This is a genomic window from Flavobacterium sp. MEB061 (genome assembly GCF_000834715.1).
GTDB lineage: Bacteria > Bacteroidota > Bacteroidia > Flavobacteriales > Flavobacteriaceae > Flavobacterium > Flavobacterium pectinovorum.
Genome location: NZ_JXQR01000002.1, coordinates 90817 through 109060, shown reverse-complemented (window position 1 = coordinate 109060; position 18244 = coordinate 90817). Strand labels below are relative to the sequence as shown.

The 18244-nt window shown below is 34.2% G+C and carries 12 protein-coding genes; 9 read left to right on the top strand and 3 right to left on the bottom strand.

Going from position 1 to position 18244, the window contains the following annotated elements; genetic code table 11:
• The first annotated feature begins 16 nt into the window (after positions 1–16).
• The 5 genes from RT99_RS00520 to RT99_RS00500 all read left to right on the top strand — a co-directional run bounded on the left by RT99_RS00520 (position 17) and on the right by RT99_RS00500 (position 9496).
• On the top strand, positions 17–1372 hold the full coding sequence (locus tag RT99_RS00520) for a RagB/SusD family nutrient uptake outer membrane protein (protein WP_042562760.1): 1356 nt from the start codon (positions 17–19) through the stop codon (positions 1370–1372).
• Positions 1373–1383: 11 nt separating this feature from the next.
• Positions 1384–3363: a TlpA disulfide reductase family protein gene (locus RT99_RS00515; protein ID WP_042562759.1), complete on the top strand. Its 1980-nt coding sequence runs from the start codon at positions 1384–1386 to the stop codon at positions 3361–3363.
• A 24-nt stretch (positions 3364–3387) separates the two neighbouring features.
• Positions 3388–5985 (top strand): S9 family peptidase, encoded by a 2598-nt coding sequence (locus RT99_RS00510; RefSeq protein ID WP_042562758.1) that lies wholly within the window; start codon positions 3388–3390, stop codon positions 5983–5985.
• Positions 5986–6133: 148 nt separating this feature from the next.
• Positions 6134–8950 (top strand): pitrilysin family protein, encoded by a 2817-nt coding sequence (locus tag RT99_RS00505; RefSeq protein WP_042562757.1) that lies wholly within the window; start codon positions 6134–6136, stop codon positions 8948–8950.
• A gap of 354 nt (positions 8951–9304) precedes the next feature.
• Complete coding sequence (locus RT99_RS00500) at positions 9305–9496, top strand: cold-shock protein (protein ID WP_042562756.1); 192 nt, start codon at positions 9305–9307, stop codon at positions 9494–9496.
• Positions 9497–10060: 564 nt separating this feature from the next.
• On the opposite strand, the gene RT99_RS00495 is transcribed toward RT99_RS00500, so the two are convergent.
• A complete protein-coding gene (locus RT99_RS00495; protein ID WP_042562755.1) occupies positions 10061–10942 on the bottom strand; it encodes a helix-turn-helix domain-containing protein in 882 nt (293 codons plus the stop codon).
• Between the two features lie 231 nt (positions 10943–11173).
• On the opposite strand from RT99_RS00495, the gene RT99_RS00490 reads away from it, so the two are divergent.
• On the top strand, positions 11174–12820 hold the full coding sequence (locus tag RT99_RS00490) for an alpha-L-fucosidase (protein ID WP_042562754.1): 1647 nt from the start codon (positions 11174–11176) through the stop codon (positions 12818–12820).
• A gap of 40 nt (positions 12821–12860) precedes the next feature.
• Positions 12861–15485 (top strand): TIM-barrel domain-containing protein, encoded by a 2625-nt coding sequence (locus RT99_RS00485; protein WP_042562753.1) that lies wholly within the window; start codon positions 12861–12863, stop codon positions 15483–15485.
• A gap of 284 nt (positions 15486–15769) precedes the next feature.
• Here RT99_RS00485 and RT99_RS00480 read toward each other — a convergent pair whose 3' ends face one another.
• Positions 15770–16132: a helix-turn-helix domain-containing protein gene (locus tag RT99_RS00480; RefSeq protein WP_042562860.1), complete on the bottom strand. Its 363-nt coding sequence runs from the start codon at positions 16130–16132 to the stop codon at positions 15770–15772.
• A gap of 98 nt (positions 16133–16230) precedes the next feature.
• Between RT99_RS00480 and RT99_RS00475 the strand changes: the two genes are divergently transcribed.
• On the top strand, positions 16231–16860 hold the full coding sequence (locus tag RT99_RS00475) for a nitroreductase family protein (RefSeq protein WP_042562752.1): 630 nt from the start codon (positions 16231–16233) through the stop codon (positions 16858–16860).
• A 268-nt stretch (positions 16861–17128) separates the two neighbouring features.
• Here RT99_RS00475 and RT99_RS00470 read toward each other — a convergent pair whose 3' ends face one another.
• Positions 17129–17338, bottom strand: a complete 210-nt coding sequence (locus RT99_RS00470) for a helix-turn-helix transcriptional regulator (RefSeq protein ID WP_042562751.1) — start codon at positions 17336–17338, stop codon at positions 17129–17131.
• A gap of 327 nt (positions 17339–17665) precedes the next feature.
• Between RT99_RS00470 and RT99_RS00465 the strand changes: the two genes are divergently transcribed.
• Positions 17666–18241, top strand: a complete 576-nt coding sequence (locus RT99_RS00465) for a hypothetical protein (protein ID WP_042562750.1) — start codon at positions 17666–17668, stop codon at positions 18239–18241.
• Positions 18242–18244 lie beyond the last annotated feature (3 nt).

Sequence of the window (18244 nt, the reverse complement as noted above, 5' to 3'; positions counted from 1 at the left end):
TTAAAAAATAGATTTTATGAAATTGCTAAAATTCACACTATATATTTTCCTGCCGGTACTTTTATTAAACTCTTGTAGAGATTATGTCGAAGTAGAACCCGTTGGAAACAACAGAATCTTAAAATATACATCTGATTACAGAGGTTTGGCGAACAATTATGAAAGCATGACTGTTGCAGGAGGAATTTATCTGCTTGCGAGCGCCGATGCAGAATTTCCAACAACCTACCAAAATAGCGTTTCGACTATTTGGTCTAATGCTTATACCTGGCAGGACAAAATATACGATCCGTCTCAGGGTGACTCAGACTGGAACGGTTTATATAAGGCTATTTATTACAGCAACGTAATTATTGACGGAGTAATGGGAAGTCAGGACGGAAGTGACGCAGAAAAAAAAGAAATCTATGCTGAAGCCTTTGTTCACAGAGCGTTTGCCTATTTACAACTGGTAAATACGTATAGTCCGCAATTTGATCCGGCTTCAGATAATTCTGCAAAAGCAGTTCCATTGTTATTAAAACCCGAATTATTTTCAAAATTAGACAGAAGTACGGTGGGTCAGGTTTACGATCAAATTATTTCAGATTTAAAAAGTGCTTTGGATAATGATATTCAGGATGCAGCACCATTTAATGTCCTGCCGTCAAAAAGAGCGGTTTATGCTTTATTGGCAAGAACTTATCTTTATATGGGCTCTTACCAATTAAGTCTGGATAATGCACAAAAAGCTTTGGCTTTGCAAAACGGTTTGATAGATTTTAAAGAATTAGCTACAGCATACAGCTATCCCGTTTTGGTTCAGAATCCCGAAGTTATATTCTCAAAAACCTTGTTGACTACTTATGACGGATCTCCTTTATCAAATGATTTATTAAATAGTTTTGACAGCAATGATTTGCGTTACAATTATTATACAATAGCAGGCAGCAATTTTTTTCCTACTTACACGGGTAGAGGATTTGGTATGACCAGATATAGTTATACTAACGGAATTAACGTTGGAGTATCGGTGCCGGAAATGTATTTAATTTCTGCCGAGTGTTACGCCCGATTAGGACAAACACAAGAAGCAATTGATAACCTGAATATTGTAAGGGCAAAACGTTACAAATCGGGTACGGTTTACCAGGTTTCTGCCGGAACAAGTAAAGAGGCTCTGGACCTGGCGCTGATTGAAAGACAAAAAGAATTTATAGGCAGAGGTTTCCGTTGGTTTGATCAGCGAAGATTAAATCTGGATCCCCTTTATCAAAAAACATATACCAGAGTTTTTAAGGGACAGACTTATAATTTGGAACCTAATAGCGACGGATATGTATTTCCAATCAATCAAAATTATATTGATTTAAACCCAGAGTTGGGGAACTAAAAACAACAACAATGTTAAAAAAAATAATGAATATCAAATTTTTGGTATTGGCGTTCTGCGTCTTTACCATACAGATTTCTGCTCAGGAAGTTAAATCCAGATTACAAGGAATGGTAGATGTTCCAATTCCGGGAATGGCTTTAAATATGACTTACGATGCAAAAGGCGGGCCTTTGGAAAACATCAAAGAAATCAATGGTTATGCCTACGTATTTAATGATTACAGATGGGAAATCGAGGATCTTAAAATGAAGAAAAACGGCGCTGTTTGGAATGTAGAATACACCGTTCCAAAAAACTGCGGCTTTATGGCTTTCAAATTTTATGGAAATACAGATAACGGTTTAGTTACAGATACGGGACAAGACACCGGTTATCTTTTGGTTGTTTTTAAGGAGCCAAAAGTAAAAATGCCGGGAGCAGATTTAGCCTGGGCAACTTTTAGAAACAAGGATTTCAATTCTGAATTTGGCGGTTATTTTAAAGACTTTACGATAGATGGAGATGCTACGGAATATTGGTTAAAAAAAGAAGTAGCAGATCACGGTAACAATTTTCCAAAATTTATTGATACGTACATTAAAGTACTAAAGGCTCAGAAACCAGAAAAATTTGATGCATTAGGACATCATTTTTTAGGAGATTTCACAAAGAAAATGAACGGCCAGCCTGAGGAAGTTTTTCTAAAAGTTTACAATTTATACAAATTTGAGCTAAAAGATCAGCCTAAATCAGATTCTCTTGAAACTGTAATCCAAAAACAATTTCCGAAAGGCGCTTTTCAAAGATTTAAAGCGTATCAAAAAATTATGCCAATTGCAGATGCTGCAGAGAAAAACAAAGTTATAACGCAGTTTTTAACTGATTTTCCATACACTTCTGATGTGCCAGATTCTCAAAAGTACTTCTATGATAATATTGTAAAAACGCAATTTGGATATTATTTTGAAATCAAAGATTACAAAAGTATTTTAGCTTTAATTCCAACCATGAATTTTGCTAATCTAAACGATGCTTATCACCAGAATATTTCTAAAGCTTTGTATTTGAAAGTGGTAGATCCTGCGGTTATAGAAACAATGGCTGTGCCTATGATTAAACTGATGCAGCAAAAAGTAAACGACTTATCATACATGCAGGGAATTTACTGGTCTCCAAATCAGGCAAATGAAAATGCTAAAGATAGACTTAACGACGAATTAGTGATTCAGATTCGTATGTACGACATGCTGAAAAAATACAAAGAAGTTTTAGAAACTTTTGAATTGCTGCCATTTGCAAAACGTTACGAAAAAGCAAGTATAAACGACATTCATGTAAGAGCCTTAGAAGCCTTAAACAAACCGACTGTCGAAGTTTTAAAAAATGCAGCAAAAAACAATACTTTATCAGAAGCGTTAACTGCTAAATTAAAAGAAGCGTATTTAAAAGAAGGAAAAAAAGAAGCTGATTTTCCTGCTTATTTAGAGCAGTTGAAAAAAGAAAACAAGTCTGAAGAAAAAATTGCTTTAATGAATCCCGTTCCCGCACCGGCGATTAAAGTGCAGACAGCAGACGGAAAAGCAAAACAGCTGGCTTTGGACAGTGGAAAAATTATCGTAATTGATTTTTGGGCGACTTGGTGCGGACCTTGTAAAAAAGCATTTCCGGCAATGCAGCAATTGGTAAACAACTTCAAAGAAGACAAACAAGTTGAGGTTTATTTTATCAGTACGCAGGAAACCAAAGAAGGATACAAAAAAGAAGCATTGGCTTACTTAAAAGAAAAAGGATTAAAACTGGATACTTATTTTGATTTAATGAAAAAAGGCGGCGGAACGAATAACGAATCGTTTTCTAAATACGCAGCGATCTTTAAATCAAGCGGGATTCCAAGAAAAGTGGTGATCAAAAACGGGCAGATTCGTTTTACTTCCGAAGGATATTCAGGAAATCCAGGTCAGCTTGTTGATGAACTTACAGAAGTGATTAATGCTTTAAAGAAAGAGTAATTTCTTTTTGAAAATCAAAAAAATATGAAAAATATACTTTTGCTATGTACACTCGCACTGAGTGTACATAGTTTATCTGCACAGAAAAAAACGGTCGACGAAGCGGCTTATCAATCATGGCAAAGAATTAGCAATAAATCTTTGTCATACAATGGTAAATGGATTTCTTACAGTTCCGTTTTTCAGGATGAAGAAAAGGAAAATGAAAAACAAACCATTATTCAGGAAGCTCCAAAAGGAAAACGTTTGGTGTTGAATGATATTAGTGATTTAAAATTCATTGGGAAAAAAGACTGGATTCAGTACAGCAAAAATGACAGTACGCTTTTGCAAAATCTAAAAACAGGTGTAAAAAAACTTTGGAAAAGCAAGCATTATACCAATACTCTTGACGGAACAGATTTATTGTATTATTCACGCCCAGAAGCTGTTAAAGGAGATTTTTTTCTACAGCGTGTGGTTTTTTACAATTTAGAAAGTAACGACAGTATTTCTGTAAACAACGTAAAATCATCTCGTTTTTTAAAAAACCAGGCGATTGTATATGTGCAAATAGAAAAAGACAAAGCCTATTTAAAACACGGAATTCCAGGCGGTAAACAAGAAACTGTTTACAGCGGAAAAGCAGCTGATTTTGGTGATTTTCAATTAAATGAAAAACAAGATGGCGGTACTTTTACGCTAAAAGGCAGTAACAGCACCGATTTCAATTTGGTATATTATTTTAATCTGACTCAAAATTCAACAAAACCAGTGTTTAATTATGATGATATTGCGTTAAACGATCCTGACTTTTCAATTTCAAAAACAGCTTACGGATTAAATGAAGACAGCAATTTTATTGTATTGTTGGTGAATTCTAATAAGCGTCAGGAAAATACCCAGATTGCCAGATCAAATATTGAAATTTGGAGATCCAATCAGGGAAGTATGGAACGCAGACAAGAAATGCTGCGAAATTCAAAAACACTTCCAAGCGAACCAAAGTTTATTTATGATATAAAAAACAAGAAAGTTATTAAAGTAGCTTCAACTGGCGAATTTGATCAGGTAATCATCCCTGAATCGGGTAATTTTAAAGACATTTTTGCAATTGATAAAAAACCGTACACAATAGAAGTAGACTGGACTTTTAACGAACGCAATGATATTTATTGGATTGATGCTTCAACTGGAAAATCTACAAAAGTGCTGACAGGAGTTTTTGGCGGTATATCCTGGAATCCGCCGGGAAGTTTTGCTATTTTTTATGATGAAAAAGAAAAAATATGGACTGTTTTTGACAGCGCTTCTAAGCAATTTAAAAACATAAGTTCGCAAATTCCTTACCCTGTTTCTGATGATGATGTAGATATGAAATCCAGTAATACTGCATTTGGTATCGCAGGCTGGTTAAACAACGGAAATACAGTTGTTCTCTATGATGAGTTTGATTTATGGGCAGTTGATCTTACCAATCAAAAAAAGGCTTATTCTATAACGCAGGGATATGGAAGAAAAAACAATATAAAACTTCGTTATAACGAAAATGGTTTTATTGGCGATTTAGACAATAGAAAGTCAATTACTTTAATAGGTTTTGATATTGTGCATAAATCCAAAGGAGTTTACAAATTAACCAATAACAATTCTATAACAAAGGTATTTGCAAATCCTGATTATAATGTAAAAATTGAAACTGTTTCAGGGGATGATTCAAGCATACTTTTTACAAAAGAAAGTTATACTATTTTTCCGGATTTATGGTGGGGAACGGCTAGTTTTGGATCTCAGCAAAAAATTACCGATATCAATCCGCAGCAAAAAGAATATGCTTGGGGAACTTCAAAAGTATTGACATGGAAAAGCTTTAGCGGAAAAGAAAATCAAGGTAATCTTTACCTTCCGGACAATTATGACAGTAAAAAAACATATCCTGTTATCGTTCATTTTTACGAAAAACATACGGAAGATTTTAATGTCTATCAAGCTCCTGAGGTTAGTACATCAAACATCAATATTCCAACTTTAGTGAGCCAGGGATATATTGTTTTTCAGCCAGACGTACATTACACTTACGGAGATCCTGGAAACAGTGTTTACAATGACGTAATCAGCGGTGTTGAATATTTAATTGAAAAAGGCATTACCGAAAAAGGAAAAATCGGGATTCAGGGACATAGTTTTGGCGGTTACGAAACATCATTTTTATTAACAAAATCAGATATTTTCAGCTGTGCAATTGTAGGTTCCGGAGTAAGTAATTTTACGGCCAATTATCCTGTTATGCGATCAAATGGTATTTCGACTATGTTTAAATACGAAGCCGATCAATACCGTATGGGAAGTTCTTTATACGATAATCTGGACGGGTATATTAAAAATTCCACGATTTTTTCTGCTAAGAATATAAAAACCCCCGTACTTATTTTTCATAATGATAATGACCGCGCTGTGCCTTATCAGGAAGGGCAATCCTTATTTTTTGCACTTCGTCGTTTAGGGAAAAATGCTTTATTGGTGAACTACAAAAAAGAAGGACATACGCTTGAAGATGCCGCAAACAAAAAAGACTGGACAATCAAAATGCAGCAGTATTTTGATTATTATCTAAAAGGTGCAGCAAAACCAGACTGGATGTAGTACAAGCCTGTATGTTATTATAATCCAAAGACTGTCATTTGAAGGTTTCTTTTGAGACCTTCAAATCAACAGCAGGAATTTCCTATACCATTTTCAAATTACAATTCAAGAATAAATCAATCAAAGAAGAACAAAAATATCAACCAAAATGAAAGCAAAACTATTTCTGGCGCATTTTATAATACTGGGTTTAACTCAGGTTTCAGCGCAGTTTAAAACTACAATTCCACTGCGGAAAGATGTAGTTCATGGCACTTTAAACAACGGAATGCAATATTTTATTCTGCATAACGAATGGCCTAAAGACAGAGCCGATTTTTATTTCGTTCAGAATGTGGGTGCCATTTTAGAAGATGACAATCAAAACGGATTAGCGCATTTTCTGGAACATATGGCTTTTAACGGAACGGAGCATTTTAAAGGGAAAGGCATTATCAATATGCTCGCAAAACACGGTGTAACGTTTGGGCGTGACATTAATGCTTATACTGCGCATGATGAAACAGTTTATAATCTAAGTAATGTACCGGTTAAAAATCCTGCGTTATTAGATTCGTGTTTATATGTTTTACACGATTGGTCTGGTTTTTTATCTTTAAAAGATGCCGAGATCGATGCTGAAAGAGGAGTAATTCACGAAGAATGGCGTACAAGAAGAAATGCCGATTTAAGAATTGGTTCGCAGCTTGAACCTATCATTTACAACGGTTCAAAATACGGAAAAAGAGATGTTTTGGGAGACATGGATCTTATAGAGCATTTTAAATACAAACAACTGAGAGATTATTATAAAAAATGGTATCTGCCAAACCATCAGGCCGTAATTATTGTGGGAGATATTGATCCTGCAAAAATTGAAGAGAAGGTGAAGAAAATAATGGGTTCAATTCCGATGCCTTCAAATGCTGCAGAGCGAACTTATGAGACTATTCCCGACAATGATAAATTGTTGTATAAACTAGCTGTAGACAAAGAAGCGCAGAAAACATCTATTTCATTAAACTTTAAAAAGAATAAACCGCTTGTCCAGGATCTTGCAGCATTTGAAAATAGTATTGCAGAACAACTGGCTTTGCAAATGATGAATAATCGTCTTAAAGAATATACCGTAAATAATGAAACGGCTTTGTTGGGAGCAGGTTTGAGCTATTCTGGTTTGACACGCTTAACGTCTTTTTTTACTTTAACGGTAAATCCTAAAAACGGAAGATTATTAGAAGCTTTTCAACAGGCTTATACAGAATATGAGCGTGCCATTCAAAATGGTTTTACAAAAGAAGAACTGGACCGTGTAAAAGAAAATATGCGCACGGGTTATGAAAATCAGTTAAAAAATAAAGATAAGATCAGTAATGAAAACTGGGCTTCGCAATTGCAGAATTACTTTTTAGAAGCTTCGCCTGTAATGAGTTTAGAAGACGAAGCAGCGTTTGTAAAAACGACTTTGGCTAATGTAGACGTAAATGAAATCAATAAAGTGTTTCGTGCACTTCCAACAGAAAAAAATCAGGTTTTAACCGTTTCAGGACCAGAAAAAGAAAATGTTACCTATCCAACTGAAACAGATTATACTACGGTAATAAAAAAAGTAAAAGAGCAAAAGTTAGAACCTTACACCGAAACAGTTGCAAATACTGCTTTGGTAACAGATAACCTTACGGAGAAACCAATTGTTAAGAGATTTGAAATTAAAGGAATTGAAGAAGCAAAAGGATATATTTTAGATAATGGAGCCAAAGTAATTATTTACCCAACAACTTTGGCGCAGGACCAGATTCTTTTTTCAGCTTTTAGTCCGGGTGGAATTTCTTTATTGCCCGAAAAAGATTTGCCGTCTTCACAGATTGCAACGGTTTTAGCCAAAAACTCTGGCTTGGGTGATTTTAAAGTGACAGATTTACAAAAACAGCTTTCAGGAAAAACAGTTAAAGTGAGTCCGTTTATTGGGGAACATTATGAAGGATTCAGCGGAAGTGCCGTTAAAAAAGATCTGGAAACACTTTTAGAACTGACTTATTTATACTTTAAAAATCCAAGATTTGAAACTACGGCATACAAACGAATCATTGATTATTATGGAGATGCACTTGAAAATGTAACGGAAAACAATAGTAAAATATTTGGCGATACGATTGCTTTGTTGGACACTAATCACAGTAAACGAACATTTCTTTTAAGCAAAGAAAATCTTGGAGAACTGAAATTTGATGAGGCTTCTAAAATTTATAAAGAGCGTATTTCAAATGCTTCTGATTTTACTTTTGTTTTTGTTGGAAATATTGCTGAAAATGACCTTGAAGTAATCAATAAATATTTAGGAAATGTAGCAGGAAATCACACTCAGGAAAAATTTATAGATCATAAAATTGGAACAGCAAAAGGGTTTGTAAAAGAAAAACTGATCAGAGAAATGAGCGTTCCTAAAACGAGTATTTATGTACATCTGGAAAATAGAAATGCAGCATTTTCAGAGAAAAACCAAATTATGGCGTATATGCTTTCTCAATTGTTAGACAAACGTTATTTGGACAAAATTAGAGAAGACGAGGGCGGAAGTTATGGTGTACAAACGCAGAGTTCATTGTCTAAAAATCCATCTCCGGTTTTTTCACTTCGCGTAAGCTTTGACTGTAATCCTGAAAAAGACAGTAAACTGCTTCAAATTGTATATGACGAACTGGACATTATTACAAAAAATGACGTTTCGGATAAAGATTTATCAGATATAAAAGAAGATTTGATAAAAAGCAATCAGCAGAATATTAAGTCAAATTCTTATTGGATGAACACGATCGTTGATCAGTTGAAAACCAATGATAAATTCTTAAGCAGTAATGAATATGAGAAATTGATCAAATCTATTTCGGTAAAAGATATTAAAAAATATGCAGCTGAAGTATTGCTAAACGCCGATAAAGTCGAAGTCGTTATGCAGCCTAAAACAGATCAGAATGCTTCAAAATAGCATTTTAGCACTATAAGAACGGCAATTCTTCACTTTGATTTTAATAGTCTCTAAAAGAAAATCTTATGTTTCTTTAAATTTGAATTAGTTATAGAATTTGTAGACTAAAAAGAGCTGTCTTGCCGGACGGCTCTTTTGTATTATGAGCGAGTAATTTTTTTCTTCCGTTTTTAGTAAGATTGAACAGGATTAGATCCTTAAGTCCTGAACCAGAATTATATTTTGTGTCATTTACAATATTTACATAATTTATTGAAATTATTATATAATTTCAATATCCTAAATATTATCTGGTATCTTTTTAGTTGTACACAATTAAATTGCTTAGATTTATCCCTTTATAAATAATTTAATATGCAAGAAGGTACAGTAAAATTCTTCAATGAAGAAAAAGGTTTTGGATTTATAACACCAAAAAATGGCGGAAGTGAAATTTTTGTTCACGCTTCAGGTCTTTCAGAAAGTATTCGTGAAAACGATGAAGTGCGTTACGAAGTAACAGAAGGAAAAAAAGGGCCTAACGCAGTAAATGTAGTTGTGCTTTAATATCCTGCAAAATGTATAAAAAAAGCATCTGTATTAACAGATGCTTTTTTTTATAAACCTAGATGCAAAGCTGCATGATACGTTTTTTCGCGTTTCTAAAATTGAATAACCTATCTGGATAATGGAGAAGGTTTTCTTACTGATTCCTCCAAGGTGTTTCAGATCCTGCAAAGGTCAGAACAGTTTAATAAGATTAGTATTGGTATGGCTTTTTGCAAAAGAATTATCGAAAAACATTTGGTAACCATCGTTGCTAAATCCGTAAAAGGAGCCGGAGTTGGTTTTACTGTTTTTTTCCCAATAAAACAGTCGTCGGAATCTTAAACATTTCTATTAAATACAAATAAAATAAGACACTTTTGATGCTGGAACTGTTTCCCACATCAAATAGATATTCAAATCTAAATTCGACAGTTTTTATTTAATACTAGCTTTTTTGTTTTTTAAAATACCACTGTGGCAATCACTAAAATAATGTGATTTGTCTAATTGTGAATAATATCTTTTTGCTAGAATAGCAACTTACAAAATAAAAAAGACCTTATAGAATGTATATGGAGAGAATCACATAGAAGGTTTATTATTCTGATAGCGATATTCTCCCGGAGTCAGGCTCACTATTTGTTTGAATATTTTTGAAAAGTGAGGCAAGTTCGAGAATCCGGTGTCTAAAGCGATTTCCAAAAATGTTTTATCACTGGTTGCGATGAGGTATTGCGCTCTTTCAATTTTTTTTTCATGGATATATTTCATGGGTCTTTGTCCTGTATGAGTCAGAAATTGTTTGGAAAAATAATCCTGATTCTGATTTACTCTTCGGGCTAACTGAGAAACCGTAATATTTTCGCTTATGTTAAGCTGTACATAACTCATCGTATCTAATATTTTAGGAGATGTAACCTGGGGTTTGAATGTTCTAAAGTCTTTTGTGCTTAAAAATCTGGAAATTAATTGAAGAAGAATACCATGGTTTTCAAACTTTAGATGTGTTTTCATTGTATCATTTAGCGAGCGGTATTCTTTATAAAAAGCTTCTTTTTCATATACTTTAGGATTGTCTGATCTATTGATTCCTCTTCCAGGATTATTATACAGCATTTTTTTTATGAGTGCTACATCAAGTTCTGTACTAGCTAATTTTATTACTTTTCTATTATTGTTGAACAAAGAAATTCCATCAGGAGATTCTTCGAAAAACTGAATAAAATACTGACTCAAAAAGACCTCACAGCTTAGATTACAAATTGTAAAACTAGGAACAAGATACAGGTAACCTGGCTCTAAAGCCCAACGGGTTGAACTGTCAGAAATAAATCCATTTCCTTCATCTATATAATAAATTCGATAATAGGGACTAATCACACTATTATAATTCCAATTATGATTAAGTTTTACATAATCAATATGTAATAATGAAAAAGAATATTTAAAAGTATTGTTGGACATAATAACATTATAATTAAAAAATACCGCTTTTGAATAATAAAAGGTCGTTTTTGAATAAAATTTATATATAAATAGATTAATATATTTGTTGTTAATTGTTTTAAAATTAATAATAAAAAAAACTAATAATAAAATTTATATATTAAATATATGTCATAATATTAAATTATGAGCTTATTTTAATGATTGGTGAAGTCGGAAATATATAAAATATTATAAAATCATAAAAATATGAACAGACGAAATGCTTTAAAATTGGGTACAACAGCCCTGGCTGGACTCTATCTGTCACCTTTATTAGGACAAATCAATATTTTTAACAATTCTGCATTCAAAGGACCTTTCGAACCTACTTGGGATTCGCTTGAAAAATACCAAGTGCCTGATTGGTTTCGTGATGCTAAATTTGGAATGTGGGCGCATTGGGGACCTCAATGTGAGCCAGAAGCAGGTGATTGGTACGCAAGAGGAATGTATCAGGAAGATTCCTGGCAATATAAATATCATGTTGAAAAATACGGTCATCCTTCAAAATTTGGTTTTAAAGATGTGATCAATGTCTGGAAAGCAGATAACTGGAATCCAGAAGAGCTGGTTAATTTATATAAGGATTCGGGTGCCAAATATTTTATGGCAATGGCGAATCACCATGATAATTTGGATTTGTATGATAGTAAATATCAACCGAATTGGAATTCGACGAAAGTAGGTCCAAAAAAAGATATAATAGCAGGATGGGAAAAAGCCGCTCGCAAAGCAGGTCTTCCTTTTGCTGTTAGTGTTCACGCAGCACATGCCTGGACTTGGTTTGAAACTGCTCAGCGTTCTGACAAAAATGGATCTTTAGCAGGAGTGCCCTATGATGGAAAATTGACTAAAGCCGATGGAAAAGGAACTTGGTGGGAAGGTTTAGATCCTCAGGAATTATATGCCCAAAATCATCCATTAAGCGAAAGAAGCTCCGATAATGGTGCGATACACGGCCAATGGAATTGGGGAAATGGAGTAGCAAAGCCTTCGGAAGCTTACATGGAGAATTTTTATGATCGAACCATTGATTTGATTGACAAATATAATCCTGATATGATTTATTTTGACGATACCGCATTACCATTGTGGCCTGTCAGCGATGCAGGTTTACGTATTGCGGCACACATGTATAACAAAAGTCTCCAAAAAAATAAAACCGTTCAAGCGGTAATCACAGGTAAAATATTAGATGCACAGCAAAAAAAAGCCTTGGTTTGGGATATCGAAAAAGGACAAGGTAACGATATTGAACCTTTGCCTTGGCAGACAGATACTTGTCTTGGTAACTGGCATTATGATCGTGGGGTTTACGAAAGGAAGCAATATAAGTCAGCTAAAACAGTTATTCATACCCTGATTGATGCAGTAAGTAAAAATGGGAATTTAATGCTTAATATTCCAGTAAGAGGAGATGGAAGTATCGACGAATTAGAACGACAGATTGTAAAAGAAATTGGTGTTTGGATGAAACTAAATAGCAAAAGTATTTATGGTACTCGTCCTTGGAAAATATTTGGCGAAGGCCCTCAGCTAGGCAGCGCCGGAGCTTTAACCGCTCAAGGTTTTAATGAAGGAAAAGGAAAACCCTTTACATCAGAAGATATTCGTTTTGTTCAAAAAGATAAAATACTTTATGCTACTGTAATGGCATGGCCGGAAAGCGGTACTGCAATTATTAAAAATCTGGGTAAATCTAACCTACATCATATAGAGGAAATAAGAGAGATTAGACTAGTTAGTACAGGACAAAAACTGAAATTCAAGCAGAATTCAAATTCTCTTGAAGTATATTTTCCAAATCAAAAACCAGAAGCTTCTTATGCGAATGCTTTGGAAATTTTATCATAATGTAAATTGATTTTGTTTTATAATTCTAGATAAAGATTAAATGAAAAAAATAACCATTCTATTTGTCTTCCTGATTCCAATATTTTGTATTGGACAAGTGGTTAAGAGCTATAAGAAATATAAAGATAAAGTAATTATAGCTTTCGAGAAAGGTGAACTGCATTTAAGTCCTCTAACCGAAAATACCGTAAGGATTCAGTATGGCTTGGAAATGAAAAATCAAATTCCTGAATTAGTTTTTACTTCGAAAGTTAAAGTACCTGATTTTAAGGTTTCTGAATCCAACTCACTAATTGAAATTGCTATATCAAAAATGATTATTGCAGTAGATAAAAAGACTGGAGCATTGTCTTATCGCGACCATGAGGGAAAAGTTTTTCTTAGCGAGAAACCTGATAGTCGTATTTTGAAACCAAGTTCAGTACAAGGTGTACCTTGCCAAATTGTTGAACAAGGTTTTAGCACTTTACCCGACGAATATATTTTTGGAACAGGTCAGTTTCAGGACGGATATTTAAATATTAAGGGATTACCCAGAAGACTGACCCAAGTGAATACACAAATTGCTATTCCATTTATAATGTCAAGCAAAGGTTATGGTTTGCTATGGCATAATTATGGTCTTACTGATTTTAATCCTGCTGATAGTATTGTTAAATTAAAGCCTGCAGGTATAAGTGGGGAAGCGATAACTGTTGCTGTTACGACTACCAACGGAACACAAAAGGAAACTCGTCAGGACGGTGTTTTTACCGGAAATTTCACTATTAAAGATACAGATGAATACGCTATTCTGCTGGATGTGGGACAAAAAATGGCCAGAAAATGGCAATTGACAATTGACGGTCAAGAGATTCTTAATTTTAAGAATCATTGGCTGCCGCCCACAACCAGTACATTGGTTAAACTAACAGCGGGTAAACACGAAATTACAGTTACAGGAGAAAAAAATGATCTCCCCGTAGTGTATTATCGTAGAGTTACAAATGAAACAGTCTTTAGGTCACCTGTCGCTGATAGATTGGATTATGTCGTTTTTGCCGGAAATTCAGATGAGGTTATTTCAAGCTATCGTAATCTGACAGGACAGGCTCCGCTTATGCCCATATGGGCATTGGGTTATATTCATTGCCGTGAACGTTTTACTACTCAAGATGATTTGCTTGAGAATGCCAGAGCATTCAGGGAGAAAAAATTGCCAATGGATTTAATTGTTCAGGATTGGCAATATTGGGGTAAATACGGTTGGAATTCGATGAAATTTGATGAAAAAATGTATCCTGATCCGTCTGCAATGGTAAAAGAATTACATCAAATGAATATGCGACTAATGCTTTCCGTTTGGTCCAAAATTGATAAAGAAAGTGTTCTTGGTAAAGAGTTTAGTAACAAAAAATACTATATCCCAAATACAGAATGGGTTGATTTTTTTAATCCTGATGCTGCAAATTATTATTGGAAAAACTTTAGTAAAAAACTATTAAAACCTTATGAAATTGATGCATGGTGGCAGGATGCTACTGAACCGGAAAATGATGATTTGGTAAACAGAAAAATAAATAATGGAACAATTCCCGGAGAGCAAATGCGAAATGTGTATCCGATGTATGTAACAAAAACAGTTTATGAGGGTTCTCGTAAAGATGCTCCGGATAAAAGGGTTTTTATTCTTACCAGAAGCGGATTTTCAGGCCAACAGCGTTATGCAGCAGCTGTTTGGACTGGAGATGTAGGTAACGATTGGGAAACCCTACGTCGACAGCTAACTGCTGGATTAAATTATTCAATAACAGGATTGCCTTGGTGGACTTTTGATGCAGGAGGATTTTTCCGTCCGGGCAAAAGCCAATTTACGGATACTAAATTTCACGAACGTTTTTTAAGATGGTTTCAGTTGGCTACATTCTCTCCGCTACAAAGAGTACATGGATATGAAACAAATACTGAGTTTTGGAGATATGGTGAGAAAGTAGAAGCCGAATCTTTAAAATATTTAAACTTTCGTTATCGTTTGCTTCCGTATATTTATTCCCAAGCAGCAGACATAACATTTAAAAACGGAACCTTGATGCGTCCACTGATAATGGATTTTGCAAATGATACGAAAGCACTTCAGCAAAAATATGAGTATATGTTTGGATCTGCGTTTCTTGTGGCGCCAGTTGTTTCAGAAGGTATGGAAAACTGGGATGTTTACTTGCCAGAAAATCAATCAGTATGGTTTAACTTTTGGACGGGAAAACAATATAAAGGCGGACAAACAATACAAACAGCTTCGTCTCTTTCAACTATTCCTCTATATGTAAAATCGGGTTCTGTAATTCCAATGGGTGAAAAAATACAGTACGCAAATGAAAAGCCTGCTGAAAATCTTGAAATTAGAATATATACAGGATCAGATGGCAAGTTTGAACTTTATGAAGATGAAGGAGTAAATTACAACTATGAGAAAGGAGCTTTTTCGATTATACCTTTTGAATGGAATGAGCAAAAACAAACCCTTACAATTGGAAAACGGAAAGGCAAAATCTTTAATGGGTTAATTAAAAACAGGGTATTCAATATCGTTTGGGTTAATGAATCAAACGGTGTTGGTCTCGAAAAAGCGGAAACAAATATCTCTGTAAAATACATTGGAAATAATATTGATATTTTAAGAGAATAAAAGTAAACTTTTATAATTTCATTCTAAGCTTACAGTTAGTCATTCTTATAACAGTTTTTATGTTGAATTTATAGAGATTAACCTTCTTTAAAAAGTGAAATTATGATTTCAAAAATGTTATGTTGCACCTGTGATTTAGTTGATGAGAAAGAATTAATAGATTAGTAGATTTTTTGAAGGCTGTTAAAACAAGCGATATTGTATTGTTTATCACACAAACAGATGCAGTCCATTTTGACGAAGGAATGTACAACGGCAACCTGCAGTAACTAGTGATAAACAGCTCAATCCTTTTTCATTCTACTAATGATGCGTTTTCTGTGAATGAATCCCCAATCAGCAATTGTATTGGTGAGATCTTTAAGCGAATTGCCGTACTCTGTAATTCGATATTCGACGGCAACAGGCGCAGTGCTTAACACTCTACGCTCAATAAGCTCATTTATTTCCAGATCTTTCAATTCGCGACTGAGCACTTTGCCGGAAATACCTTTAACCTCATTCAGCAGTTCGGAATAGCGCATTGGCTTATAGCACAAGCAGGCAACGATGGACATTTTCCATTTTCCATTTAAAATATCCATTGTATCGCTGATCGCCAATATTTTATGGGCGCAATCTTTTATTGGTTCAAATTTCTGTTCCATATTATTTAGGTGGTTACCCATTTGTCACTATAACTTTTTGTCACTTAGTGACAAATATACACATAACTGATATAGCTTTGCATTAAAATTATACAAATATGGAATTGATTAAAAATTTACAATGGCGATATGCTGTTAAGAAATACACAGATGAACTGGTTAGTGAAGACAAGATTGACCAAATCATCGAAGCCATCAACCTTAGCGCTTCTTCCTGCGGGATACAGCCTTATCGTCTTATCGTGGTAACTAATCCTGAAATACGACAAAAATTAGCGGAGGGATCATTCAATACTCAGATCTTGGATTCTTCTCATTTACTTGTTTTTGCTGCATTTAACAATATAACCAGCGAGTACATTGCAGATTACGTAGCAATGATGGAAAAAAAACGCGCTTTGGAAGTTGGAGCTCTAAATCCTTTAAAGGATGCAGTGACTTCTTTTTTTATCACTCAAACTCCCGAGCAACACGCGATTTGGTCTGCTAAACAAGCTTATATTGGCCTTGGAACTGCCTTAATCGCAGCGGCTGAGCTTAAAGTAGATGCTACTCCTATGGAAGGTTTTGATCCGGAGTTATTTAATAATGTTTTGGGTTTGTCAGAAAAGAATTTTCATGCTTCTGTCATTATTTCTTTGGGCTATCGCGATACTGCAAACGATTATCTGGCTTCCATGTCAAAAGTCCGCCTGCCGATTGATCAATTTGCAACTAAAATAAAATAATTGAACTACTATTTACAGATGTGATAAATTATCAGAATTTAAATTCAATTTTGATTCGAACTTATTAAAAGTACAAAATAAAAAACCTCCAAAAAAGTTTGGAGGTTTTTATTATTGACTGTATTGTAATATATTAATTACTGATAATGATATTATTCCGTTTTCATTTTTCGCTCAAATTCTCGTTCCACATCGATATATTGATTATCACAACGTAAATTTACCTAAATCTCTGCGATTACGGTTAGTGGTTGTCAGTGGTCGCTGTTTACTTATCATTAACATATTCTAAGATGTCGGCCGGTTGGCAGTCCAAAGCTCTACAAATAGCTTCCAAGGTGCTAAAGCGGATCGCCTTAGCTTTTCCAGTCTTTAATATTGAAAGATTAGATAATGTCAAATCAACTCTTTCAGAAAGTTCATTCAGAGAAACTTTTCGTTTTGCCATCATCACATCCAGGTTTACAATTATTGGCATAGCTTACACTGTTAAATCGTTATCGTTTTGGATTTCAACTCCTTTTCGAAAAATTGTCGCAATAACATAGACTACGGCTGCCATCAATATAAATGCCTGATTGTCTACCCAAAACTCGTTTAGATTGTCGATAACATAACCATGATGTTGTAAGTTTTAAACTAATTTACTGTAATCTTTTTTAATTTCGTAGGCTTACTTTAATTGAAATTTACTGATTTATTCTTATTTTCTATATGAGCTTTAATGTGAGCTTATTGTTTTAAGGTTTCTTTTATTTTGTATAGCGGTATATTTTGATTAAATTGTATATCCAAAAAAAGATTTATGAAACAATTACCTCTATTATTAATTCTTGCCTGTATTTTTATTTCATGCGAAAACAGAAAAGAACAGGAGCTGCTGAAGAGAGAAAAGGCTATAATTTTAAAGGAAGAAGAATTTGAAAAAAAAGAAGCAGATTATAATGCATTACTCTCTATGCGCGACAGCATCTTTGCTTTAAAAGACACTATAAATAACAATGCTGAATTAATTACGGAATGGCCGGAATCGATTAAAGGCCTCTGGAACAGTAAGATGCTGTGCAGAGAATCAAACTGCAGCCAGTACGTTATAGGAGACCAGCGTAATGAAGCCTGGGAATTTGTATCTGATTCTACTGGAACTTATACGAATGTTCTAAATAATAAAAAGCTGGTCAGGGTATTTAAGGCAAAATTCCTAAAAAATAAAATAATGCTTGAATTCAGCAGTGACAGTGTTTCTAAAAACAGAGTGAAAATGAATGTGGTTCTTGATGATATCAAAGAAAATATTATTAAAGGCACGCAGACTATTACCGGACAGGATAACTGTTCTGCCAGATTCGCGGTAGAACTTACACTTCCTCAAAAAAAATAATTT